This is a genomic window from Desertivirga brevis (assembly GCF_017355835.1).
This window is the reverse complement of the sequence record NZ_JAFEWF010000001.1, coordinates 624,015-643,641: the sequence shown is the minus strand read 5'-3', so window position 1 is coordinate 643,641 and position 19,627 is coordinate 624,015. Positions and strand designations below refer to the sequence as shown.

The 19,627-nt window shown below is 40.0% G+C and carries 20 protein-coding genes; 9 read left to right on the top strand and 11 right to left on the bottom strand.

Annotation, left to right across the window (positions count from 1 at the left end; translation table 11 throughout):
- Positions 1-23 precede the first annotated feature (23 nt).
- On the bottom strand, positions 24-500 hold the full coding sequence (locus J4N25_RS02790) for a hypothetical protein (protein WP_207420617.1): 477 nt from the start codon (positions 498-500) through the stop codon (positions 24-26).
- Between the two features lie 214 nt (positions 501-714).
- On the opposite strand from J4N25_RS02790, the gene J4N25_RS02785 reads away from it, so the two are divergent.
- On the top strand, positions 715-1,233 hold the full coding sequence (locus J4N25_RS02785) for a DinB family protein (protein WP_207420616.1): 519 nt from the start codon (positions 715-717) through the stop codon (positions 1,231-1,233).
- Between the two features lie 86 nt (positions 1,234-1,319).
- Positions 1,320-2,561: an S-adenosylmethionine:tRNA ribosyltransferase-isomerase gene (locus tag J4N25_RS02780; protein WP_207420615.1), complete on the top strand. Its 1,242-nt coding sequence runs from the start codon at positions 1,320-1,322 to the stop codon at positions 2,559-2,561.
- A 14-nt stretch (positions 2,562-2,575) separates the two neighbouring features.
- Here J4N25_RS02780 and J4N25_RS02775 read toward each other — a convergent pair whose 3' ends face one another.
- A complete protein-coding gene (locus tag J4N25_RS02775; RefSeq protein ID WP_207420614.1) occupies positions 2,576-3,730 on the bottom strand; it encodes a serine hydrolase domain-containing protein in 1,155 nt (384 codons plus the stop codon).
- 164 nt (positions 3,731-3,894) lie between these two features.
- On the opposite strand from J4N25_RS02775, the gene J4N25_RS02770 reads away from it, so the two are divergent.
- Positions 3,895-4,473: an alkylphosphonate utilization protein gene (locus J4N25_RS02770; protein ID WP_207420613.1), complete on the top strand. Its 579-nt coding sequence runs from the start codon at positions 3,895-3,897 to the stop codon at positions 4,471-4,473.
- 164 nt (positions 4,474-4,637) lie between these two features.
- Positions 4,638-5,414, top strand: a complete 777-nt coding sequence (xth, locus tag J4N25_RS02765) for an exodeoxyribonuclease III (RefSeq protein ID WP_207420612.1) — start codon at positions 4,638-4,640, stop codon at positions 5,412-5,414.
- Positions 5,415-5,429: 15 nt separating this feature from the next.
- Here the strand turns inward: xth and J4N25_RS02760 are convergent, their stop codons facing one another.
- Both J4N25_RS02760 and J4N25_RS02755 read right to left on the bottom strand, forming a co-directional pair.
- Positions 5,430-6,764 (bottom strand): murein hydrolase activator EnvC family protein, encoded by a 1,335-nt coding sequence (locus J4N25_RS02760; protein WP_207420611.1) that lies wholly within the window; start codon positions 6,762-6,764, stop codon positions 5,430-5,432.
- A 173-nt stretch (positions 6,765-6,937) separates the two neighbouring features.
- On the bottom strand, positions 6,938-7,144 hold the full coding sequence (locus J4N25_RS02755) for a hypothetical protein (RefSeq protein ID WP_207420610.1): 207 nt from the start codon (positions 7,142-7,144) through the stop codon (positions 6,938-6,940).
- 56 nt (positions 7,145-7,200) lie between these two features.
- Between J4N25_RS02755 and J4N25_RS02750 the strand changes: the two genes are divergently transcribed.
- On the top strand, positions 7,201-8,112 hold the full coding sequence (locus J4N25_RS02750; protein WP_207420609.1) for a hypothetical protein: 912 nt from the start codon (positions 7,201-7,203) through the stop codon (positions 8,110-8,112).
- 5 nt (positions 8,113-8,117) lie between these two features.
- Here J4N25_RS02750 and J4N25_RS02745 read toward each other — a convergent pair whose 3' ends face one another.
- Positions 8,118-8,339 (bottom strand): DUF3072 domain-containing protein, encoded by a 222-nt coding sequence (locus J4N25_RS02745; RefSeq protein ID WP_207420608.1) that lies wholly within the window; start codon positions 8,337-8,339, stop codon positions 8,118-8,120.
- 375 nt (positions 8,340-8,714) lie between these two features.
- Between J4N25_RS02745 and J4N25_RS02740 the strand changes: the two genes are divergently transcribed.
- Positions 8,715-9,509: a PRC-barrel domain-containing protein gene (locus J4N25_RS02740; protein ID WP_207420607.1), complete on the top strand. Its 795-nt coding sequence runs from the start codon at positions 8,715-8,717 to the stop codon at positions 9,507-9,509.
- A 47-nt stretch (positions 9,510-9,556) separates the two neighbouring features.
- On the opposite strand, the gene J4N25_RS02735 is transcribed toward J4N25_RS02740, so the two are convergent.
- The 4 genes from J4N25_RS02735 to J4N25_RS02720 all read right to left on the bottom strand — a co-directional run bounded on the left by J4N25_RS02735 (position 9,557) and on the right by J4N25_RS02720 (position 12,053).
- Positions 9,557-10,465 carry a DMT family transporter gene (locus J4N25_RS02735; RefSeq protein WP_207420606.1) on the bottom strand — a complete coding sequence of 303 codons (909 nt, stop codon included), beginning with the start codon at positions 10,463-10,465 and terminating at the stop codon, positions 9,557-9,559.
- Positions 10,466-10,561: 96 nt separating this feature from the next.
- The gene (locus J4N25_RS02730; protein ID WP_207420605.1) at positions 10,562-10,930 is read right to left on the bottom strand and encodes a response regulator transcription factor; all 369 of its coding nucleotides are present in this window, start codon (positions 10,928-10,930) and stop codon (positions 10,562-10,564) included.
- Between the two features lie 174 nt (positions 10,931-11,104).
- On the bottom strand, positions 11,105-11,608 hold the full coding sequence (locus J4N25_RS02725) for a GNAT family N-acetyltransferase (RefSeq protein ID WP_207420604.1): 504 nt from the start codon (positions 11,606-11,608) through the stop codon (positions 11,105-11,107).
- A 145-nt stretch (positions 11,609-11,753) separates the two neighbouring features.
- On the bottom strand, positions 11,754-12,053 hold the full coding sequence (locus J4N25_RS02720; protein WP_207420603.1) for a hypothetical protein: 300 nt from the start codon (positions 12,051-12,053) through the stop codon (positions 11,754-11,756).
- 361 nt (positions 12,054-12,414) lie between these two features.
- Between J4N25_RS02720 and J4N25_RS02715 the strand changes: the two genes are divergently transcribed.
- Positions 12,415-15,054, top strand: coding sequence for a TonB-dependent receptor domain-containing protein (locus J4N25_RS02715; RefSeq protein ID WP_207420602.1), 2,640 nt, complete (start codon positions 12,415-12,417; stop codon positions 15,052-15,054).
- Positions 15,055-15,148: 94 nt separating this feature from the next.
- Here the strand turns inward: J4N25_RS02715 and J4N25_RS02710 are convergent, their stop codons facing one another.
- A complete protein-coding gene (locus J4N25_RS02710; protein WP_207420601.1) occupies positions 15,149-15,715 on the bottom strand; it encodes a hypothetical protein in 567 nt (188 codons plus the stop codon).
- A 201-nt stretch (positions 15,716-15,916) separates the two neighbouring features.
- On the opposite strand from J4N25_RS02710, the gene J4N25_RS02705 reads away from it, so the two are divergent.
- Entirely contained in the window at positions 15,917-16,066 is a 150-nt protein-coding gene (locus J4N25_RS02705) for a hypothetical protein (RefSeq protein WP_207420600.1), read from the top strand.
- A 139-nt stretch (positions 16,067-16,205) separates the two neighbouring features.
- Here the strand turns inward: J4N25_RS02705 and J4N25_RS02700 are convergent, their stop codons facing one another.
- On the bottom strand, positions 16,206-16,409 hold the full coding sequence (locus tag J4N25_RS02700; protein ID WP_207420599.1) for a hypothetical protein: 204 nt from the start codon (positions 16,407-16,409) through the stop codon (positions 16,206-16,208).
- 384 nt (positions 16,410-16,793) lie between these two features.
- On the opposite strand from J4N25_RS02700, the gene J4N25_RS02695 reads away from it, so the two are divergent.
- Positions 16,794-19,610, top strand: a complete 2,817-nt coding sequence (locus tag J4N25_RS02695; protein WP_207420598.1) for a carboxypeptidase-like regulatory domain-containing protein — start codon at positions 16,794-16,796, stop codon at positions 19,608-19,610.
- Positions 19,611-19,627 lie beyond the last annotated feature (17 nt).

Here is a 19,627-nt window from a genome sequence, read left to right as displayed (position 1 = left end):
AGGTAATATTTTATAAATAATCCTTATTGCCTACAACTGCCTTTTGCGAAACGAAACCGGCCTTTATCAAAATTAATGGGGGAACCTGGTTTAAAATACGGCCTTCCGGCAAGTGTTTCAATTTCTCCTATTCCAAGAAAAAGACTATCGTTCCGTCTTAGAAAGGCCAGAGGATTTCTTAAGATTCTTTCCTTATAGGTACCAACAGTGTAGGTATAGTCGGCGATGAGCGTATCGCCCCTGAAAGTTCCTTTAAACTCGCCGTCATTTTTAGGATTATTCCCGTAGTTGATCAAGAGCCTGCCCAATACGTTCTTTTTGTCGGTGGCATTGAAATTTAAATAGGCTGTGTCCTGATCAAAAACAGCAACATAACATTCTTGTCCGGCCGTATCCACAGTGTTCGACTGTTGCCTGGCCGAGTTATTAGTTCTTTTTTCACCACAAGCGATAATTGCAAACATTGGAATTGCACAAAGGAAGAATAGAGACAATTTCATTTTACTAGTGTTTAAGTTCGTATTGTTAAAAGTACCGAAAAATACGGGGATATGTTTTCTTCATTTTTCTCTGCTGTTTAAAGCCATTTCTTTCAACTGGAGCATGAGTCAGGTGCATAAAGAGGTAGTATAAGGAGCGGGTCTCAGGAAAATGTAAGGATTACGAAAACTGTTGGAGCGATACACTTCTTCGCATACTTTTGGAAAAAAGTCTATGGCTAAGATTGATGCGCCTGAATTTTGGCAAAGGGGACCTGTTCCGGAAATACCAGCCTTATTACAGCCCGTGGCCCATGCACTTCTACAGGCAAGGGAGGAAGTAAAATCAATAATGGGAGGGTTTCCTGATGTATTATTATGGGAGAAGCCGGCCGGAATGGCTTCCTGTGCATTTCATCTTCAACATCTTTCCGGAGTAATTGACAGGCTCTTTACCTACGCGAGACACGAGTCATTAAGCGAACAACAGTTTGAGGATTTGGCGGCTGAAAAAATAGAGAGGGGGCCAGATCTGACAGTAGATATCCTTGTCAAAAGATTTGAGGTTCAGATTGACAAAGCCTTGGATCAGCTAAGATTAACAGATGAATCAAGTTTAACAGATTTCAGACCTGTTGGTAGGGCAGGTTTGCCTTCTAATGTGCTAGGCTTACTCTTTCATTCTGCTGAACATACCATGCGCCATGTAGGACAGTTGTTGGTAACAGCCACTTTTGTCCAGCATAAAAACTGACTATCTTAAGAGCTTTCATTCAAATTTCCAAAAATTGTTAGCTGTTTTCAGGTGCTCAAGTATAATTCCTTTTCTATTTTTGCCGGATGGAACCTCCTGCAATTTCTAACGATTTTTCTATTCCGGTAAAAGAATTCGATTATCCTCTTCCTCAGGATAGAATAGCTACCTTTCCTAAAGAGCAGCGCGATTCTTCTAAGCTCCTGGTTTACCGTGACGGAAGTATTGAAGATAGTATTTATCACCGCATTGACGAGTTTCTGGTACCAGGTTCTCTACTAGTGTTTAATAACACCCGGGTGGTTCAGGCCCGTCTTCACTTCAAAACCAGTACCGGAGCAACAATTGAGATCTTCTGCCTTGAGCCCCACGATAAACATGTAGAGGTTAATCAGGCAATGCAAGTTACGGGTTCCTTGAAATGGAAGTGTCTGGTGGGAGAGCTCAGGAAATGGAAGGAAGAATGGATCAGCTTAGAGATGCCTGGATCGGAAGGCAATATTGTTCTGTCTGCTAAGCTTTTATCAAGAGAGTCGGATGCTTTTGTTATCGAATTTGCTTGGACACCCGCAGCATTAACATTCGCTGAAATCCTGGAGAGGGCCGGTAAAATACCTTTGCCACCTTATATCAAACGTGAGTTAAGTGAAGAGGATAAAACCCGGTACCAAACAATCTACGCAGAGCACGAAGGTTCTGTGGCTGCCCCAACAGCTGGCCTGCATTATACTCCTGAGATTTTTGCTCGTTTTCGTGAGAAAAGTATTGAAGTAGACTACGTTACATTGCATATTGGAGCAGGAACTTTTAAACCAATTAAAACAGAAACGGTTGCCGAACACGAAATGCATTCCGAACAATTGGTGGTCGAAAAAGCGTTTATCGAAAAGTTAATTGCGTCTATAGACCGGGAAATTGTAGCGGTAGGGACTACCTCTTTAAGGACAATCGAATCGCTATACTGGTTGGGGCTGAGAATTCATCAAGGGCTATTCAGAGCTGAAGATGAAGTAGGGGTAAGACAATGGGATCCATATCAGTTAGATTCATCAATTTCTGCAAAAGCAGCCTTAGAGGCTATCGTGTTATTTTTGAAAAATTCAGGACAGGAGACCATGCTGTGCCGGACCCAGTTGCTTATAGTGCCGGGGTATGAATGGAAGATCGTTAATGTCCTCGCCACAAATTTTCACCAGCCAAAAAGCACTTTGATCATGTTAGTTGCAGCTTTTATTGGCGACGATTGGAGGATGGTGTACAATCACGCCCTCGAAAGAAACTACCGCTTTTTAAGCTACGGTGACGGATCGCTGTTATTTCGGAAGTAGATATAGGGGTGAGACTAGTCAAAAAGTTTCACTACCTCATCTGCATATATTAAAATGTCGGTAGAGAACTCTCCCTGCTTCTCGCGATTCCTCTTTTTGCCCAGTCTAACTATAATGATATTCCTGGAAGGAATTACCATAAGGTATTGGCCAGCTAGTCCTCTCGCGCAATAGATCACCTGGCCGTTCCGGTTTAGCAACCACCACTGATAACCGTAGAAATTGGTCTTGGAACCATTAGTACCAGGAAGGTTATTCGGAGTCAGGGAGGCCTTTAGATAGTCAGAGCTAATAAGTTGTTCTCCATTAAATTTTCCATTCTGTAATATTAATTTGCCGATTTTAGCAAGATCGGGTGCATTTGTGTAATAACAGCAGTATGCCTTTTCGACCCCGTTCACTTTATCCAGGCTCCATAAGGCAGACCGTGCCACACCTAGTTTTTGCCAGAGCTTTTGTGAGGCGTATTCACTTATTGTCATTCCCGTAGCCTTTGCAAGTATAAGTCCCAAAACCTGTGTATCTCCGCTTTTATAGCGATAAACACTACCAGGAGCCTCTATTACCTTCAGTTTTGAAACCAGCTTTTTTAAATCATCGCCGTAATACGATTCGGTAGTATAATTGAATGGAGTATTATAACTTTCCATAAAATCAAGGCCCGATGCCATCTGAAGAAGGTGTTTTATTGTAATCTCAGCTTTTCTTCCCTCTTTAAACTCTGGAAGAAAATCCGAAACATGCTGTTCAACCGAATTAATTTTTCCTTCATCAATAGCTATCCCAACAAGAAGTCCTACAATGCTCTTGGTAACTGAAAATGGATTAGACAAGGAGGTATCAGAATATCCATCCCAATATTTCTCGTAATGTATAGAATCGTTTTTAATCACCAGAAAGGCGACAGACTCAGTTTCTTCTAGTGTTTTTCTTAAAGTATCTGAAAGCTTCTTTTTATTGTATTGCTTAGACTGGGCCCATTTTTGCCCCGCTAAACCTTTTTTCACTTCCCGGGAAGAGAATAAATTTAAATCATCGATCCCAACTTGTTGATAGATAAGCGCCTTGTAAATATAAGTGGTATCAGTGGCGTAAATAAGAATATTTGCAAGCGACAGGATTATCAGGAAGGCATAAAATACTTTAGCGGGTCTTAATTTTCTTTTCATGGGAGAGCTGCTTATTGTCCACTTATTACTTTTCCAAGTTTCTGTAGAAGCACAAATATCAGAAATTTATAATGATCCTTTTTAGGCCGATTTAGAAGCAAGATTTCTATAAGGATTCTTAACGCCTCAGGATATTCTTACATTAATAATATAATTTTGCGCTAATGACTATAACTACACAACTTCGGGAAAGAAGTAATCAGAGTTGCGAGCTTTGCGGAAATCAGGACGAAAACTTAAAAGCGTATACAGTGCCTCCAAAACAAGATGATATCCCAGAAAATCAGGTCGTGATCTGCGAAAACTGTGATATTCAGATAGCCGAGGGACACTACGAGAACACCAATCATTGGCGCTGTCTTGAGGGTAGTATCTGGAGCGAGGTGCCAGCAGTGCAAGTTTTATCCTATAAAATACTATCGAAGCTTTCTGATCAGGAATGGGCAAGGGATGCGGCAGCTTCAGTATATCTGGATGAAGCTCTTGTTGAATGGGCCGAAGCTGAAGACGCGTTGGATGCTGCCAAAATAATTCATAAAGATAGCTACGGTACTGTGCTTGAAGGCGGAGATACTGTTGTTCTTACTCAAAACCTCAATGTAAAGGGCACCAATTACATCGCGCCAAAAGGAACAATTGTGCGGAAGATAAAATTGGTAAATGAGGAGGCGGGGCAAATTGAAGGGAAGATCAATGGCGACACTATTGTTATTCTCACCAAATACGTAAAGAAATCAGTGTAACCAAGGCCTCATATCTCCGTCCTATTGTAGAGATACAAAGCTTTATTAAACAAACAGTTCTATTTGCCAGGCTGTTTGACATAATTGGAGAGCCATAGAAGAGTTTTTGAATTCAACTCGCTTTTATTGGCTTTACATTAGGCGGGTACTAGAAAAGATTTACTATGAAGATTGCTACTTATAATGTTAATGGAATAAATGGCCGGTTACCTGTTTTGTTGCGATGGTTATCTGAAACATCACCTGATATAGTCTGTCTGCAGGAGTTGAAAGCTCCACAGGAGAAATTTCCCGAGCAAGCAATTTTAGATGCAGGTTATGAAGCTTTGTGGCACGGGCAAAAAAGTTGGAATGGGGTAGCCATCTTGTCAAAAGTGGGACCTATAGAGGAGGTTAGGAGAGGTCTTCCTTCGGATCCGGATGATGCACAGAGCCGTTTTTTAGAGGCGAATGTTGCAGGTATCAGGATTGCTTGCCTTTACCTTCCTAACGGCAATCCAATTCCGGGACCGAAATTCGAGTACAAGCTCGCTTGGTTCAGCAGTTTTTCTGCCCATGCAAAGGAATTGATCAGTCTTGGCATTCCTGTTGTTTTAGCAGGTGATTATAATGTGATGCCGGAGGAGATGGACGTGTATAAGCCCGAGCGATGGGTTGACGATGCCCTCTTCCGACCAGAGATAAGAGAGGCATTCAGGGAATTAAAAAGGCAGGGCTGGATAGATGCAATAAGGAAGTTGTATCCAGAAGAGAAGATCTATACTTTTTGGGATTACTTCAGAAATGCTTATGGTCGTGATGCTGGATTGCGTATTGATCATTTTCTGCTAAGTCCGCAACTTGAAAGCTGCCTAATTGCGGCGGGAGTAAACAAGAATGTTCGTGGTTGGGAAAAGTCAAGTGACCACGCACCTGTTTGGATAGAACTGAGCGGTAGCTGATCAATCAGCTACCCTTTATCTTCTTAACCATCCCTGAGGGTTGGTTGGCTTGTTGCCATTCCAAATTTCAAAGTGGAGTTGGGCAACACCATCGTCTACGCTGGTCTTTACCGAACCTACAGATTGTCCGGCCGATACGCTTTGTCCCGCAGAAACATTTACTGATTGCAGGTTTGAATATACAGAGAAGTAGTTGCCATGCTTGATGAGTAAGATATGACCACTGATATCTGATAGTACGCGCCTTACTTCTCCAGAAAACACCGCACGGACAGTGGCACCGGCAGAAGAGCGAATGTCGATCCCGTTATTTTGTACTACCACCGAACCATATCTGTTTATTCCGAACCTTGAAACAATTGATCCTTCAACAGGCCAGGGCAAGCGGCCATGGTTACTGCTAAAGTCAGCCGATAATTTTACGTTCTCGGCGCTGGGTGCCGGGCTGCTTGCGATTGCGTCGTCTTCAGTTGCTTTAGCCTTCGCCGGGCTGTACGTTTTACTACTTGATGAGGAAGGCTTTCCAGCGGCAGTCCGTGCTTTTTCCGCCAGTCTTTCTTTTTCGGCTTTTGCTCTGGCAGCAGCTGCTCGCCTTGCAGCTTCGGCCATCATACGTTTGCGTTCGGCAGCTATTTCCCGGTTAATGGCGTTCGATATTGCCCGGGTTAAACGAGACAATTCTTTCTTGCGGGCATCAACCAGTTGTTTTACCTGTTTCTCCTCCTTTTGGAATTTTTCTAACTGTTGTGCTTCGCTTTCCTTTTCCTTGCTTAAGGTAGTTTTTTCTACCTCCTCACTTCGCAGCAAGCTGCTCTTGGAACGCTTATTCTGATCAAGCTCGTTAATTTTAATTCCCAAAACTTTTTGGGTTCCGGCAATTTTTACCGCCTGCTTTTTATGGTGCTCGCTAAATTCCTGTAAGTATTTTAATCGCTTGTAAGCCTGATTGAAACTCTCGGATGCGAAAATGAACATCAATTTATTGTAGGCATTTTGATTCTTCTGGGCGAAGCGGATCATAGCGGCATATTCGTTCTTCAGCTTTCGAAGCTGATCTTTAAGTGAAAGAACAGTACTTGTCTTTTCCTTTATTTCACTGTCTAATACCCTGATCTCGTTATTAATCGTGCTGATTTTCTCTTCCCTAAGGCGTATTTGAGTATTTAGACCTTCTATTTGTTTAACCGTTAGCTTCTTATTGCCCGCAATCTTATTCTGTTGTTTTTTTAAAGCTTCTATTTCCCTTGTCAGGGCTGCTTTTCTTTTTTTTAGTTCCGAGCTGCTTTGAGCGTAGCCTCTCGCCGAAAGACTTAGGAACAATATAATGAGTAGTATATGTTGTAGACGCATTAATGTCTTTTGCAAGAATTGAAGGGATACCGTTATGATAACGGCCGCAAAGGTAAGGCATTTTGACGATCGTCTGAAGAATAATGCTAAAAAGAATCGCAGGGGTACTGGTAACTATAAGCAGGGTAAGAGAAGCTATCTTCTCTAATTTTTAAGAGAAGATAGCTTTAGAGTTAAATACTGTTTTGTTGTTTTTTGGTTGTGTTGTCAGGCTCTGTTGCTTCTACTGCCGCTTTTCCAGAGTGATCTTTGTAATGTTTTCCAGAGCCTTTTTTACTTACACTTGGTGCTCCTTTTTGCTGGCTCTGTTTAATTTCTCCCTTATGATTGGGCTTAGAGTTATCAACTCCTTCATTCCCAACGTGGTTCTTTTTGCTCATAGATCTAAAGTTTATTTTTCAATAAGCTTTAAATACCATGCCAATCAACTCTAAAAGTGGCAACAAAAATTAGATCATTAAGGGAAATTATTATATTAGAAGAAAATTTACTTATCACAATGGTGGTTTTCAGACCTAATCTCATCTCTGATGGATTAATGCGTAAACTTTTGAAGTTCAAGATTGCATTCGTATTTGTTGCTATAACCTTTTTTACGAGTAGTTGTAATCACTACTACTACGCTCCAAATTCAAATTTCACTCCCTTGATGACTGAGAAAAATGAAGTAAGTCTTAATGTTCATGGAAGCTTGGGTTGGGAACATGGAGGGGGCGAATTCCAGGGCGCCTACGCATTAGGAGAACATTTGGGGGTAATGGCTAGCATTTTCTCCGCATCGGGGGAGGAGGGAACTACAGATTCTGAGGATAGTAGATATTATAAGGAAGAAAAGGATTCGGGAGAAGGCACTTATTATGAAGCTGGCCTAGGTTACTTTACTGCCCTGAATAAAGGCAATAAGTTTAGAAAGGGAGTGTTTGAAGTTTATGGTGGAATAGGCAGAGGAAACGTGTTTAATAGCTTTGGTGAGTATAGATCTGTAGAAAATTCGTTTACAAAAGTATTTGTTCAACCAAGCCTGGGATACAAAAGCAGAGCTTTTGATATAGCATTTTCAGGAAAGTTAAGCATGGTTAATGTAAACCTGAACAGGAATTCTACTGATCAAAAGATTGATAAAAGCGACCTTGACAATATTTCTTTTGTGGAGGGTCATCCAGGAAGTTTAGTTTGGGAACCAGGTTTTATGGCACAGCTGGGCTGGTCGCCCATAAAACTTAAGATGCAACTTACCCGTTCGTTTAACCTTACCTATCCTGAATATCCTCAGGATAATTTTGTCTTCGCCATTGGCGTTAACGCAAGGTTTAACGTAAAGAAACAAAAGCCAGCAGGAGGAAAGTAGTTTACTTAATCCTCCTTGTCCAGTCCTCTTCCTGTTTTGTGTTGTAGTTCATCTATTTTTTTAGATGCCTCAGCCTTTGTGAGGTTTTCATCAAGCTCTTCACCAGCCTCTGCTGCTAGTGTTTTCAAATAGGATTCCTGCGCTCCTGTCAAAGGTTCGTCACCCGTTGTCCATTCGTCGGGATTTTTAATAGCATTCGAGTTTTTCTGATTTTTATTCTCTTCCATCTTCAAATATGTTTTTCAGAAATAACTACCTCAATGATCAATTGTTTGCCTCTTCATATTTCAATCAGGTGTAGGATACCAAAAGTTTTAGGTTATCTGCACACTTCCTTGATGCAAATCTCCGCTAAGTGTGATGTATGTCAAAGTTCGAAAGGGGGGTGATCGGTAATTTAGTATTATCAAAAAAGGAGTTGTTATGAAAACCAAGACAAACTTTTCAGGAGCTTTATTAATTCTGTATTTTCTTTTTGCAATTTGCTTTGTAATCCATTTTATTAAAACCGGTAGAGCTTACTAGGTTTACTGAGCCTTCGCCTCCTCATTAACCCGGTGCAATAATCATTAAAACTATTCCCTGGGAACAACGGTTCTATAATGAAAAAGGAGGTAAAGATGTTACGTAGTATTCTTAGCTTACGAAATTTCTCCATAAGGGCTACAGACGGCGAAATTGGTAAAGTTAAAGACTTTTATTTCGATGATCAGACCTGGACACTACGATATTTAGTAGTAGAAACCGGAAATTGGTTGATGGGGAGAAAGGTTCTTATATCAACTTCTGCTCTACATGCCCCGGATTGGAATAATCAAACTTTTCCCGTTGATCTTACTCAGGATCAGGTGAAACATAGTCCTGATATAGATACGGAAAAACCAGTTACCAGGGAGCAGGAGGCCGACTTGCATAGTCATTATCGATGGCCATGGGACCGTGGAGGTATAAGTTTCCTTACAACCGGGATGGTAGGAGGTGTAATTGCCCCCGACATTCCTTTCGAGGAGAGAATAGCCATGGAAACAAATAATGATGAAACTCCGGAGGCAAGTCCTAGGCATCTTAGAAGCTTCCGGCAATTGGTTGACTTCAGAATAAGGACATCAGAGGATCAGATTGGTGAGCTTCATGATTTCTTGTTAAATGATAGTGATTGGAGTATCCCATATATGATCGTAGAGGCAGGCAGTTGGTATTCCGGAGATAAGCTTCTTGCTCCTACTAAATTTGTCGACAGGATAGAATGGGAGAGCATGTCTGTTAACTATTTAAAGACAACGTCCTCTCTTAAGAATGCACCGGTCTTTGACTATGATCAACTTGATAAGGAGGATTTTATCACACGATATGAAACTTCATACACCGGCAACAGCCTGGGCGGCAACTTACATTAAGAACCATGGGGCATCAGTCAAAGCTTGCCCCTTTTTTATACCACAGTTCATTTAGTATTTTTTAAGCTTAACAGAAGCACTCCTACAACAACCAGGGTAGTTCCAATTGCTTGTTCGGTCAAAAACTTTTCTCCCAAAAAGAAGTGTGCCTGTACTATAGTAGAAACCGGTCCGATGCTGGAAATGATGGCTACATTGTTAGAACCGATCCTGTTAATGGCGGCCGAAAGCATAAAAGAGGGAATAACTGTAGCAATAAGTCCCAAACCTAAACCATACCATAAAATGCTACTAAATTCTTGTGGCATGGCGAAGTTACCCCGTAATAGATAATGGATGAAAATTCCCGCAGTTGCTGCTATCATCGCGTAGGCTGTAAATTTGGGTGCTCCTATTTGAGGGATGATACGGCCACTTCCTACAATATAAATTGAATAAGTAACAGAGCAAAGGAAAATCAAAAAGCTTCCCCAAAGAAAGTTTGGATTACCCGTATCCACTTTTAATTCAGCAACATAAGCAAAGCATACTCCTATATAGGTGAGCAAAAGGGCCAGTTTTTGATTCTGATTTATCTTCTGTTTGAAGAAAAGGCTATTTATAAGAACGATAAAGGTAGGATAGAGGAATAGAATAAGGCGTTCAAGTCCTGCCGAAATATATTGCAGTCCCACAAAATCAAGGAGACTGCTAAGGTAATAACCAAAAATTCCAAGGATCACCAGTAAGCACCATTGTTTACTGCTCATTTTTACATTAGATTCCTGCTTATTAATGAGAAATGCTGCCACCGCATAAAATGGTAGTGAAAATACCATTCTCAATGTAAGGAGTGATAAGGGATCCACTTTTAGATTAAAGGCAAGTTTTACCATGATCGCTTTCGTTGAAAATAAAACAGCTCCAACAAAAGCGATCAGAAATCCTGTAAGTGTTAAAGGTTGCTTGTTGTTCATTTAAGATTACCCATATCATTAACCGGACAACCGATTTAAGGCAAAGGTAATATTACAAACAAAGTTAATGAGAGGAAAGAGGATTTCAGCGTTTTATCAGCCTTCAACAAAACCTTGTTTGGCTAACTGCACGTGGATTTTGTCAAGGATCTTCTTCTCATCAAAAGGTGTTACAATCAGATGATTCAGAACGCGCTCCTTGTTAGAATCCATATCAGAAACAAGAATTATAGGTACCGATTTTTGATAAGTACTTAGTTTTAAATGTTCTAACGTTTCCCGGTTACGTAATCTCCAATTGGAAATGTGTAGCAGAATTAGGTTAGGTGTAAAATTATGTATGAAATTGTGGATATCTGAATATCTTGTACAGGTAAAGGTTTCGTAACCTTCGAAGGTCAGGAATAGATCCAGCGACTCCCTCATCGCCAAATCTTCGGCTACAATTAAAATTCTCGCGCTCATGTTTTTCAGTAGATAAGATAAAGCAATTTACATGCCTGTACTGAACAATCCTAATAGTTGGGAAGGTTTTGGTTGTGTTTTAACCCAGTATTACAATTTTTTCAGATGGCTTAGTGGCAGATTTTCACCTGGGTCTGGCATGGTAAACCTGATCCAGGTGATATAGGTAGGAAGTTAAAGGCGTCTACCCATGCATATGCTGCCTTTTACTCCGATGTAGGGTCCAAAATTATTTATTTTTTCAAAGCCGTACTTTTTAAATAGTTGAAGAGCCTGATGCTGCAACTCCCCGGTTTCCAAGACCAGCTCCTTAAAGTGCAGTTCCTTTGCCCAATCAATTATTTCTTGCATAATTCCCGAACCAACGTTTAGACCCCGGAAATAGGGACTTACGAACACCCGCTTAACTTCTGCCGTTTTTTGATCAATCACCTTAAAGCAACCTCCTCCAATGGTTATTCCTCCAATTGCAGCTAATACAACTGTGTCAAGTCCTGTTACTGATAAATCTATATCGAATTTGTATCCCTCGTTGCTATAAATAGCCTGAAGGTTCTCATCGAGTTCGTTTATCAGATCTTTAAATTTTGTGTCTTCTCCGTTTGTTCGATAGAATTCAGTTGTTGTTTCTAGTTCGGTCTGGGTGTTTTTTTTAAAATTCACCTTTTCTTCAATCATCTTAGTTTTTTTTGTTCTTGTTTGTACTAAAGTACATAAAAAAAACTATAAAATGCACGTTAATTCTAAGTAAAATGTTGTTTTCTTGATAGTTTTATATTAAAACCATGTCTTTGTTCAGTGTTTTTGAATCTTTTCCTGGTTTTTACAAGTCATATCCGCCGTTGCAATCAAGACAAGCATTTGCAAAAGCATCATAAGCAGTGTAGGCAGCTCCTGGCTTACCAAATAAGGTTATAATGCGATCTACCCTGACTTGTGCTCCTGAATTCATCGTAATAAAAAGTCCCTTAGGCGCGTCTTCAAGTTTTTCTATATAACCATTTTCTGAGCAAACGGAACTGTCATCGCAGAAATAGAAGATTTTGCCGGATGTTTGTTTGGTTATCTCTTCCTCAATTACTTCCCTATAGACCCATTCAACCGGTGTGTAGCTTAATTCCATGACTAAACGTTTTGCTATTAATATAAAGCGTTAAGTATCAAAATGTTTAAAAAAATTGTTTTGATATTTTGCAATTGCCTACGATGTTAAGAAAACATACAATGCAATATTACTTTAATCAGTAAGAGCGGACGCAACTGAAGCAGAACAGTGTAGATTTACAGAAGGTTCAGGATGCGGGTGAATGGAAGTAGTTAAATAGTCAGAAATGTAACATCATGATTACTGGCTAATTAAAATAAAAGCATAATTGTAGTTTTGCCTCAGAGTGAAATTATCTTGTGCTAAACACACACACAATAGACGCAAAACTTAAGTCTTGCTCACGAGATATCTTTCAACGCCTCATAACTAGCTTTCAATGAAAAAGACTGTACTAAAATTTCAGTTTTCGGTATTTCTATTGCTTTTTCTTTCGGCCTCAACCTTTGCACAGTCCAGTTACTCTGTTAAAGGTGTTGTACAGGATACGGCAGGAAACTCTTTACCGGGAGCAATTATTCGCCTTATTAATGGAAAAGACAGCTTGTCGACCTCTACCGACCTTAACGGCGGTTTTTTATTGAACAATGTAAAATTCGCTAGCTTCCAGTTAAAGGCAGCTTACATTGGTTTTAAAAATACTATCAGGTCATATAGCAATACCAAAGGTGAAAAGGTAATGATTATCCCAACTATTAAGTTGAAAGAAAATTCAAATACCCTTCGTGAAGTTGTTATATCCGGAACTCCTCCAGTAAGGATCAAAGAAGATACTGTTCAATTTGACGCAAAAGCGTATAAGGTTAGGGATGGAGATGCTGTTGAAGAAGTAATTAAGAAACTTCCTGGACTTACTGTCGATAAAGACGGAAAAGTAACAGCACAAGGAAAACCAATTACCAAAATAAGGGTAAATGGAAAAGACTTTTTTGGGTCAGACGTTGCTACTGCTATTCAAAACCTTCCTGCCGATATTGTTCAAAGCCTGCAGGTAATTGATGACTATGGAGACCAGGCTAAAGTTACGGGGATTAAAGCAGATGAACCTGAGAAGATCTTAAATATCAATATTCAGCCTGATAAAAAGAAAGGATACTTCGCCAGAGGTACCGGCGGAATGGGTAATGAGGGAAGGTACATCGCAAGTGTCCGGGGAAATGCGTTTAAAGGGGAGAGACAGATCTCTTATGATCTTTCATTGAACAATACCAATATCAGAGGCGGAAACGGAAATGGGATAACGAATAACAGGAGCCTCGGATTAAACTATAAGAATGAATGGGGCAAGAAGATTAATGCTGATTGGAGTTACCGTTTTAATAACAGCGACAATAACACTATTTCTTCGAGTTACCAGCAAACTTTTTATAGTGGATTCACCAGAATTGTAGATGCAAGTAACAATAATAACACTATCAATAGAAATCATGACTTCTCAGGTAACATCGAATTGAAGTTTGATACACTAAACTATCTTAAAGTTTCTCCATTTATCAGTTTTAATAATGGTGACAATTCGAGTGGAGGAGATAATAATACGATCAATAATAAGGACACTATTAGTATTAGAAGAACATTTAATCAGGCCGCTAACTCGTTCTCAAGGAACTTCGGATCGAACTTCTTTTTTAATCATAAGTTTCTTAAACCCGGACGCAATATTAGTATTTGGGCAAGCGCTGCATATAACAAAGGCGATAATGACAGGGATTCGAGAAATGATGATGTGAAGGATTCCTTAGGAATAGTGAGTTTTGCAAAGCAGTATCAATTTATTGAAAATTTCAATGATAATTTCAGGATCAATGCGAACCTAACCTATTCAGAACCTCTTTCTAAAGCTACCTTTTTGGATTTCAGGTATTTTTATAATTATTCCAACACAAAGAACGGACGGGATTTGAGCGATATTAATCCGGCAACGGATGAAAAAGTCTTCAACACTGACCAAAGTAATAACTACAATTATCAGTTTATTACCAACAGGGCAGGGTTAAACCTGCGGCATGTGCAACAGAAATACAATTACTCTATTGGAGTAAATGCCCAACCTGTATCTTTAAAAGGGAATGACTTGACCCGTAAAATCAGAACATCCAAAGAGACATTTAACTGGATCCCTTCTGGCCGCTTTGTCTATAAGTTCACTAAACAAAAATCATTAACAGCGAACTACTTCGGCCGCAGCAGTCAGCCTAGCTTCAATCAATTGCAGCCCATTGTTGACAGTACTAACCGAAATAATATAGTTGTCGGTAATAAAGACCTGGATCCGGAATTTAACCATTCTGTGAACGTTGAGTACAATCAGTCGGATTGGAAAAAGGGAAACATGTTCTTTGCAAATTTTAATTACAACCAGGTAGACAACAAGATTGTAAATACGCGTACTTTCAATCCAATTACCTTAAGACAAAATACCACCTATGTAAATACTGATGGATTTTACTCTCTACGCGGACATTACTCTTATGCAATTCCATTCGCCGAGAGAAAGTATACAGTCACATTTTACGGTGGAGGGAATTTTAGTAATAATGTGGGCTTCAATAACGGGCTAAAGAATATTGCAAAAAATTATGTAGCCGATCAGGGTATTAAGTTCAGGCTTGATTTGAAAGATATAATGGATACTGAGTTCAATACTAATTATTCCTTTAACACTACCGAGTATTCTTTACCAAACCTAGATGATAGGACAACAAACCGCTATAACTTCAGCATAGAGGGAAGAAATTATTTCTTCAAAGACCTAACGTTGGGATATTCGGTCAATAAAACGATAAACAAAGGATTCAGTTCCGGCAATCCAAATCCATCCATTCTTAACTTGTATACAGAATACCGTTTTCTGAAGGGAAATGCCGGAGCATTAAGATTCTATGCTTTTGATTTATTCAATGAAAATACTGGTATTAGCAGGGATGTGTTTGGTGATGAGATTATTGACAGTCGTAGTAACAGGCTGGGAAGATATTTTTTAATGTCTTTCATATTAAGGGTTAGGAAGTTCGGCTAGGATCCTAAAGTTTAGTTTTTTTAAAAATCAAAGGCTGCCCTGATTACTATGGCAGCCTTTGTTGTTAAATGACCTATGCGATCAGACGATCTCCTTAAGAATCAAATGTATACTCCATACTTGCCAGGTTTCCTGGAATATCGTATACTCTTACTCTAATAATCGAGCTTAATAGATCTGGATTTTCAGCGCTGGTGGTGTACGCCCAGTCCAGATTATTTTCTGAAAGAATTGCTTCTCCTTCTTCAATTTGATCCTGATTGGCGTTTAAAATCTCCACGCGCACGGTTTTCACCATAAAGTCATCTATTGCGCGAATGACTATTTGTTCTCCTGTATTTCCACTATACCTTGACAGATCTGTTTTTTTGATCTCTGGTGCTTTGCAATAATCAGATAAAGCAAGATTATATGCCGAGACTCCGGGACGGGTTTTAGCCTGGTAAACAGCTTTTCTGTCGGCGTCTTTTATTACTCCTAATGCATATTGGACAGCTTCAGAGAAGCGTTCGTTGATTACTATTTGCCCCTCAGAAGGAGGTGTCTGTCTTTTTTTCGGACGTTTCGCAATAATCGTTTTTCCTGCTTGCTGTTTAAATACCAGCATATCACCAATACGGCCGCTTGAGCCCCATACTAAATCATTGTTTTCTACTTTCATGTTTGTAAATTTTAAATGTTAATCTTCTATGTCGCATCTAAGAATACCGGTATCGCAATGCTTGAAACAAACATACAGTCGATATCCAAGCTTTCATAATTGCTTGTCCGGCAATGTCTTTGATTGGTTTTAGTTATCATGTTTATATCCATATTTTTGAATTTTTGCCGTTTAAACCTCTTTTTTACCTAAAATGGTCATATGTATTCTTCGTCGGAGAACCGTCGGTCCTTCGTCGGTTCTCCGTCCAAAAGAAAGGGGAGTCTTGAGGTGATTGCCAAGGATGAGAAGTTCGTTGGAAAAAAGGTTAAGAAGGGGGGATGGGGCGAGATCAAGGGATCTCAGATCTGATAATAAGAAAAGGGACTATTGAGAACACATAGATCACAATAGTCCCTTAGGGATACGTCCAGTAAAATAAGCTTTGAAAGCGGGTTAACACTGCTGTTGGTTTTACCAGGCTTGCAGTTTGAGCTTCCATGCCTTCAAGCTAACACTTCAAATAGGGTGCAATGTGTTCGACAGGAATCCTCAGGAATTCGCTTACCTGATACATCGTAAGTTCCTGGTAGCTTTCAAGCTTAAAGAAATCACGCATCTTTTTCATAGTCCTTCTACAAGACCGTTCACACTTACCACTAAGTCGCATTAGATCTGAAGTGTAAAAGAATAATCTGTTGTCAATCTTCTGCATATATTTTTTTTCTTTAAAATTAATTACGGGTAACAGATGTGTCAATACACTGGAAAAGTTTTGCTAACTTCTCAATGTCTGCCGAAGCATCTCTTCCAAATTTGCAAGGTGAGTAAAACAGTAATTTCCTTTTTGACAACACTTCTCGCAGGAGATTTTATAGATTGCTAATTGAGAAAAAGAGGATTTCTAAATACAAAGCGAGTAAAAAGCGTAAAAATCTGCCTGAAAGGTTGTGAAACTCTTATTTTTCTCAAGCTTTAATGAGTTACATCTTTATCTAAAAAGAGTTGAAGGATCACTAATTTTCTTTATTAACTTCGATAAAACTTATCGGAAAAGTTTTTATTATTTCAATACTAACTGAATCATTAAACCTGTTCCATGTCTTACGATAGCAACATCTGCGTGAATCGAGGTTCGACGCGAACTAGAGTTTCCGTAATAATACTGTTTAACCTTCTACAGTTTATTTGCTTAGCGGTAACCGTTAAGGCTCAGCAGGCAGACACTGTCAATTTAAGACAAATGGTGGCAAAAGTTAATCGATTTGCAGAAGAGCAAGCTGCGGAAAAGCTCTACCTACATACCGATAAAGCAAGTTATAATAGCGGAGACACCTTGTGGTTTAAGGCTTATGTTTTCAACGGCGCCTATCTTTCCTCAACAAGTAAAAGCGGAATTATGTATGTTGAAGTAGCCAATGACAGTAACAGGGTGGTAAAACGATTAATGTTGCCTGTTTATCTTGGACTTTCTGTTGGCCAATTAGCTCTGGAGGAAAATGAGTTACCCCAAGGCTGGTACACGTTAAGAGCTTACACTAACTGGATGAGGAATTTTAATGAGAGTGCCGTTTACTCTAAGCCGTTTTACATAAGCACCATTGCTACAAAAAGCTGGATCGTAAACTTAAGAACATCCATGCTGGAAGGCACCCCTAAAGATAGACTAGAAGTTCAGTTGAAAATAGATCATCTAGACAAGGTGCCTGTAGGATTACGCGAATTACAACTAAGTGTGATAAATAGGGACAAGACAATAACCAGGCGAAAAGTGCAAACCGATGTAGATGGGCAGGTCGCACTCGCTTTTGATTTAGGTACAAAAACAGATGGGAAAGCGCTTGCAGTAAATATAGAGGACTTGCGTAAAGGCGAAGGAAACCGCAAGATAAAAATTCCCTTAACTGTTAAAAAAACAACTGATATTGATCTGCAATTCCTTCCAGAAGGAGGTAAGCTGGTTGCTGGAGTAACTTCAAAAGTTGCTTTCAAGGCTTTATCTGAAGAAGGTTTGGGTATTGCTGTAAGAGGAAAAATATATGATAGTAGATCCCGCGAGCTCGCAGTTTTTGAAGCATCAGCAAGGGGAATGGGGGCATTTCGCATAACTCCCGAGGCTGGAGAAACATATTGGGCCAGGATTGAAAAACCTGAAGGCCTTTCCCAGAAGTTTCTTCTCCCTGCCGTTGAGGCAAAAGGAGTTACTCTTAGTGTAAGTAATCCCTTTCAAAACGACAGCTGCACGGTAGTCGTGTCTGCCAGTCAGGACTTGATAGGGGCAAGCCAGCGGTACTACCTGATGGGAGAGGCCCGTGGCATTCTATGTTATGCCAGCTCTTTCATTCTCAATAAACCCAGGGCTACCTTTCAAATAGATAAGAAGAATTTTCCATCAGGGATTGTCCGGTTTACTTTGGCTGGATCTGATAAAGTTGTTTTAAGTCAAAGGCTTCTTTTTGCAGATCATCATGATGATCTGGCTTTAAGTATGGAGACAAGTAAGACTGTCTACAAACAAAGGGACAGTGTGAGCTTGAAAGTAAAAGCTCAAGATAAAACAGGCGCACCTGTTGTAGGTAGTTTTTCCCTTTCTGTAACAGATGACGGCTTATCCAGGCCGGAAAGCGGAAAGTCATCCATTATCTCGCATTTGCTTCTAACCTCCGACTTAAAAGGTTATATAGAAGACCCGGGATATTATTTCGAGGGAAAAAAGGATCCTGAGAAATGGAAAAACCTGGATCTGTTATTACTTACTCATGGCTGGGCCTCCTTCGACTGGACGAAGGCTTTTCAGCCGACAACCTTATCTAAGTACCCGGCAGAACCCGAGTTTACGGTAAAAGGGAGGATAACAAATTTGGTAAACAAACCTGTTCAAGGGGCAAATGTATTACTGGTCTCGAAAAAGCCCTTCATTTATAAAGACACGATGACTAATACCTCGGGTAACTTTACCTTCAGAGGAATAAATCCTGGCGACTCTGCAGCGTACTTTATTCAGGTGAAAAACAAGAAAGGAAAGAACTCTGCTGCAGAAATTGAAGTAGAAACCTTTGTACCCCCCGTATTCGCTTCAAGCGGTCCTGTAAGAATGCCCTGGTTTGTTAACGTAGATACTATTGTGATGGAGCGTGCCAGAAGGCAGGTCCAATTCCAAGCCAATGTGTTAAGAACGGGAAAAAATGTACTGAGGGAAGTGGTTGTTACGGCGAAGAAGGTAGTTAGAGATTCAAAGAACCTTAACGGACCGGGCGAAGCTGATGTTATTATTGGTGAAAAAGATCTGGAGAACCAGGGACGAACTACCCTACTGCAATTGCTTGAAAAAAATGTAAAGGGCTTTGGGGTGAGAACTACAAAGACCGGGGACAGGTACTTTGCAATCAATGGCAATTTCCTTCACCTTATCATTGACGGCGTGAACACTGAGTTTTTTTATTCTGGCGCTGAACCTATCTATGAATTCTTCAAGCAATATTTTGATTACTACGACGCTTCGGAAATTAAGGGAATTGAGGTGATGAACAGCGGAGGTTATCAAATGAGGTATTCCAGTGCTTTTCTGGATCCAATGGTAAATCCTTTTACTCAATCGTTCCTGGAAATAACAACCAGGGGAGGTGTTGGTCCTTTTTTAAAAAAGACAACAGGAACGTTCTTATATAAACCAATCGCCTTCACTTTACCAAAAAAGTTTTACTCCCCGAAGTACCCGCCCAACTCTGTTTCTGATATGACAGATTATCGACATACTGTCTACTGGGCTCCCAATATAATTACCAACCAGCAGGGTGAGGCTGAAATATCTTTCTACACCTCAGATAATCCGGGTCGTTATTCAATTATCATTGAGGGCTCTGATATGAACGGAAAAATTGGAACTGGCCGAAGCTCGATTACTATAGAGAAGTAACGGAACGGCCAGATAAA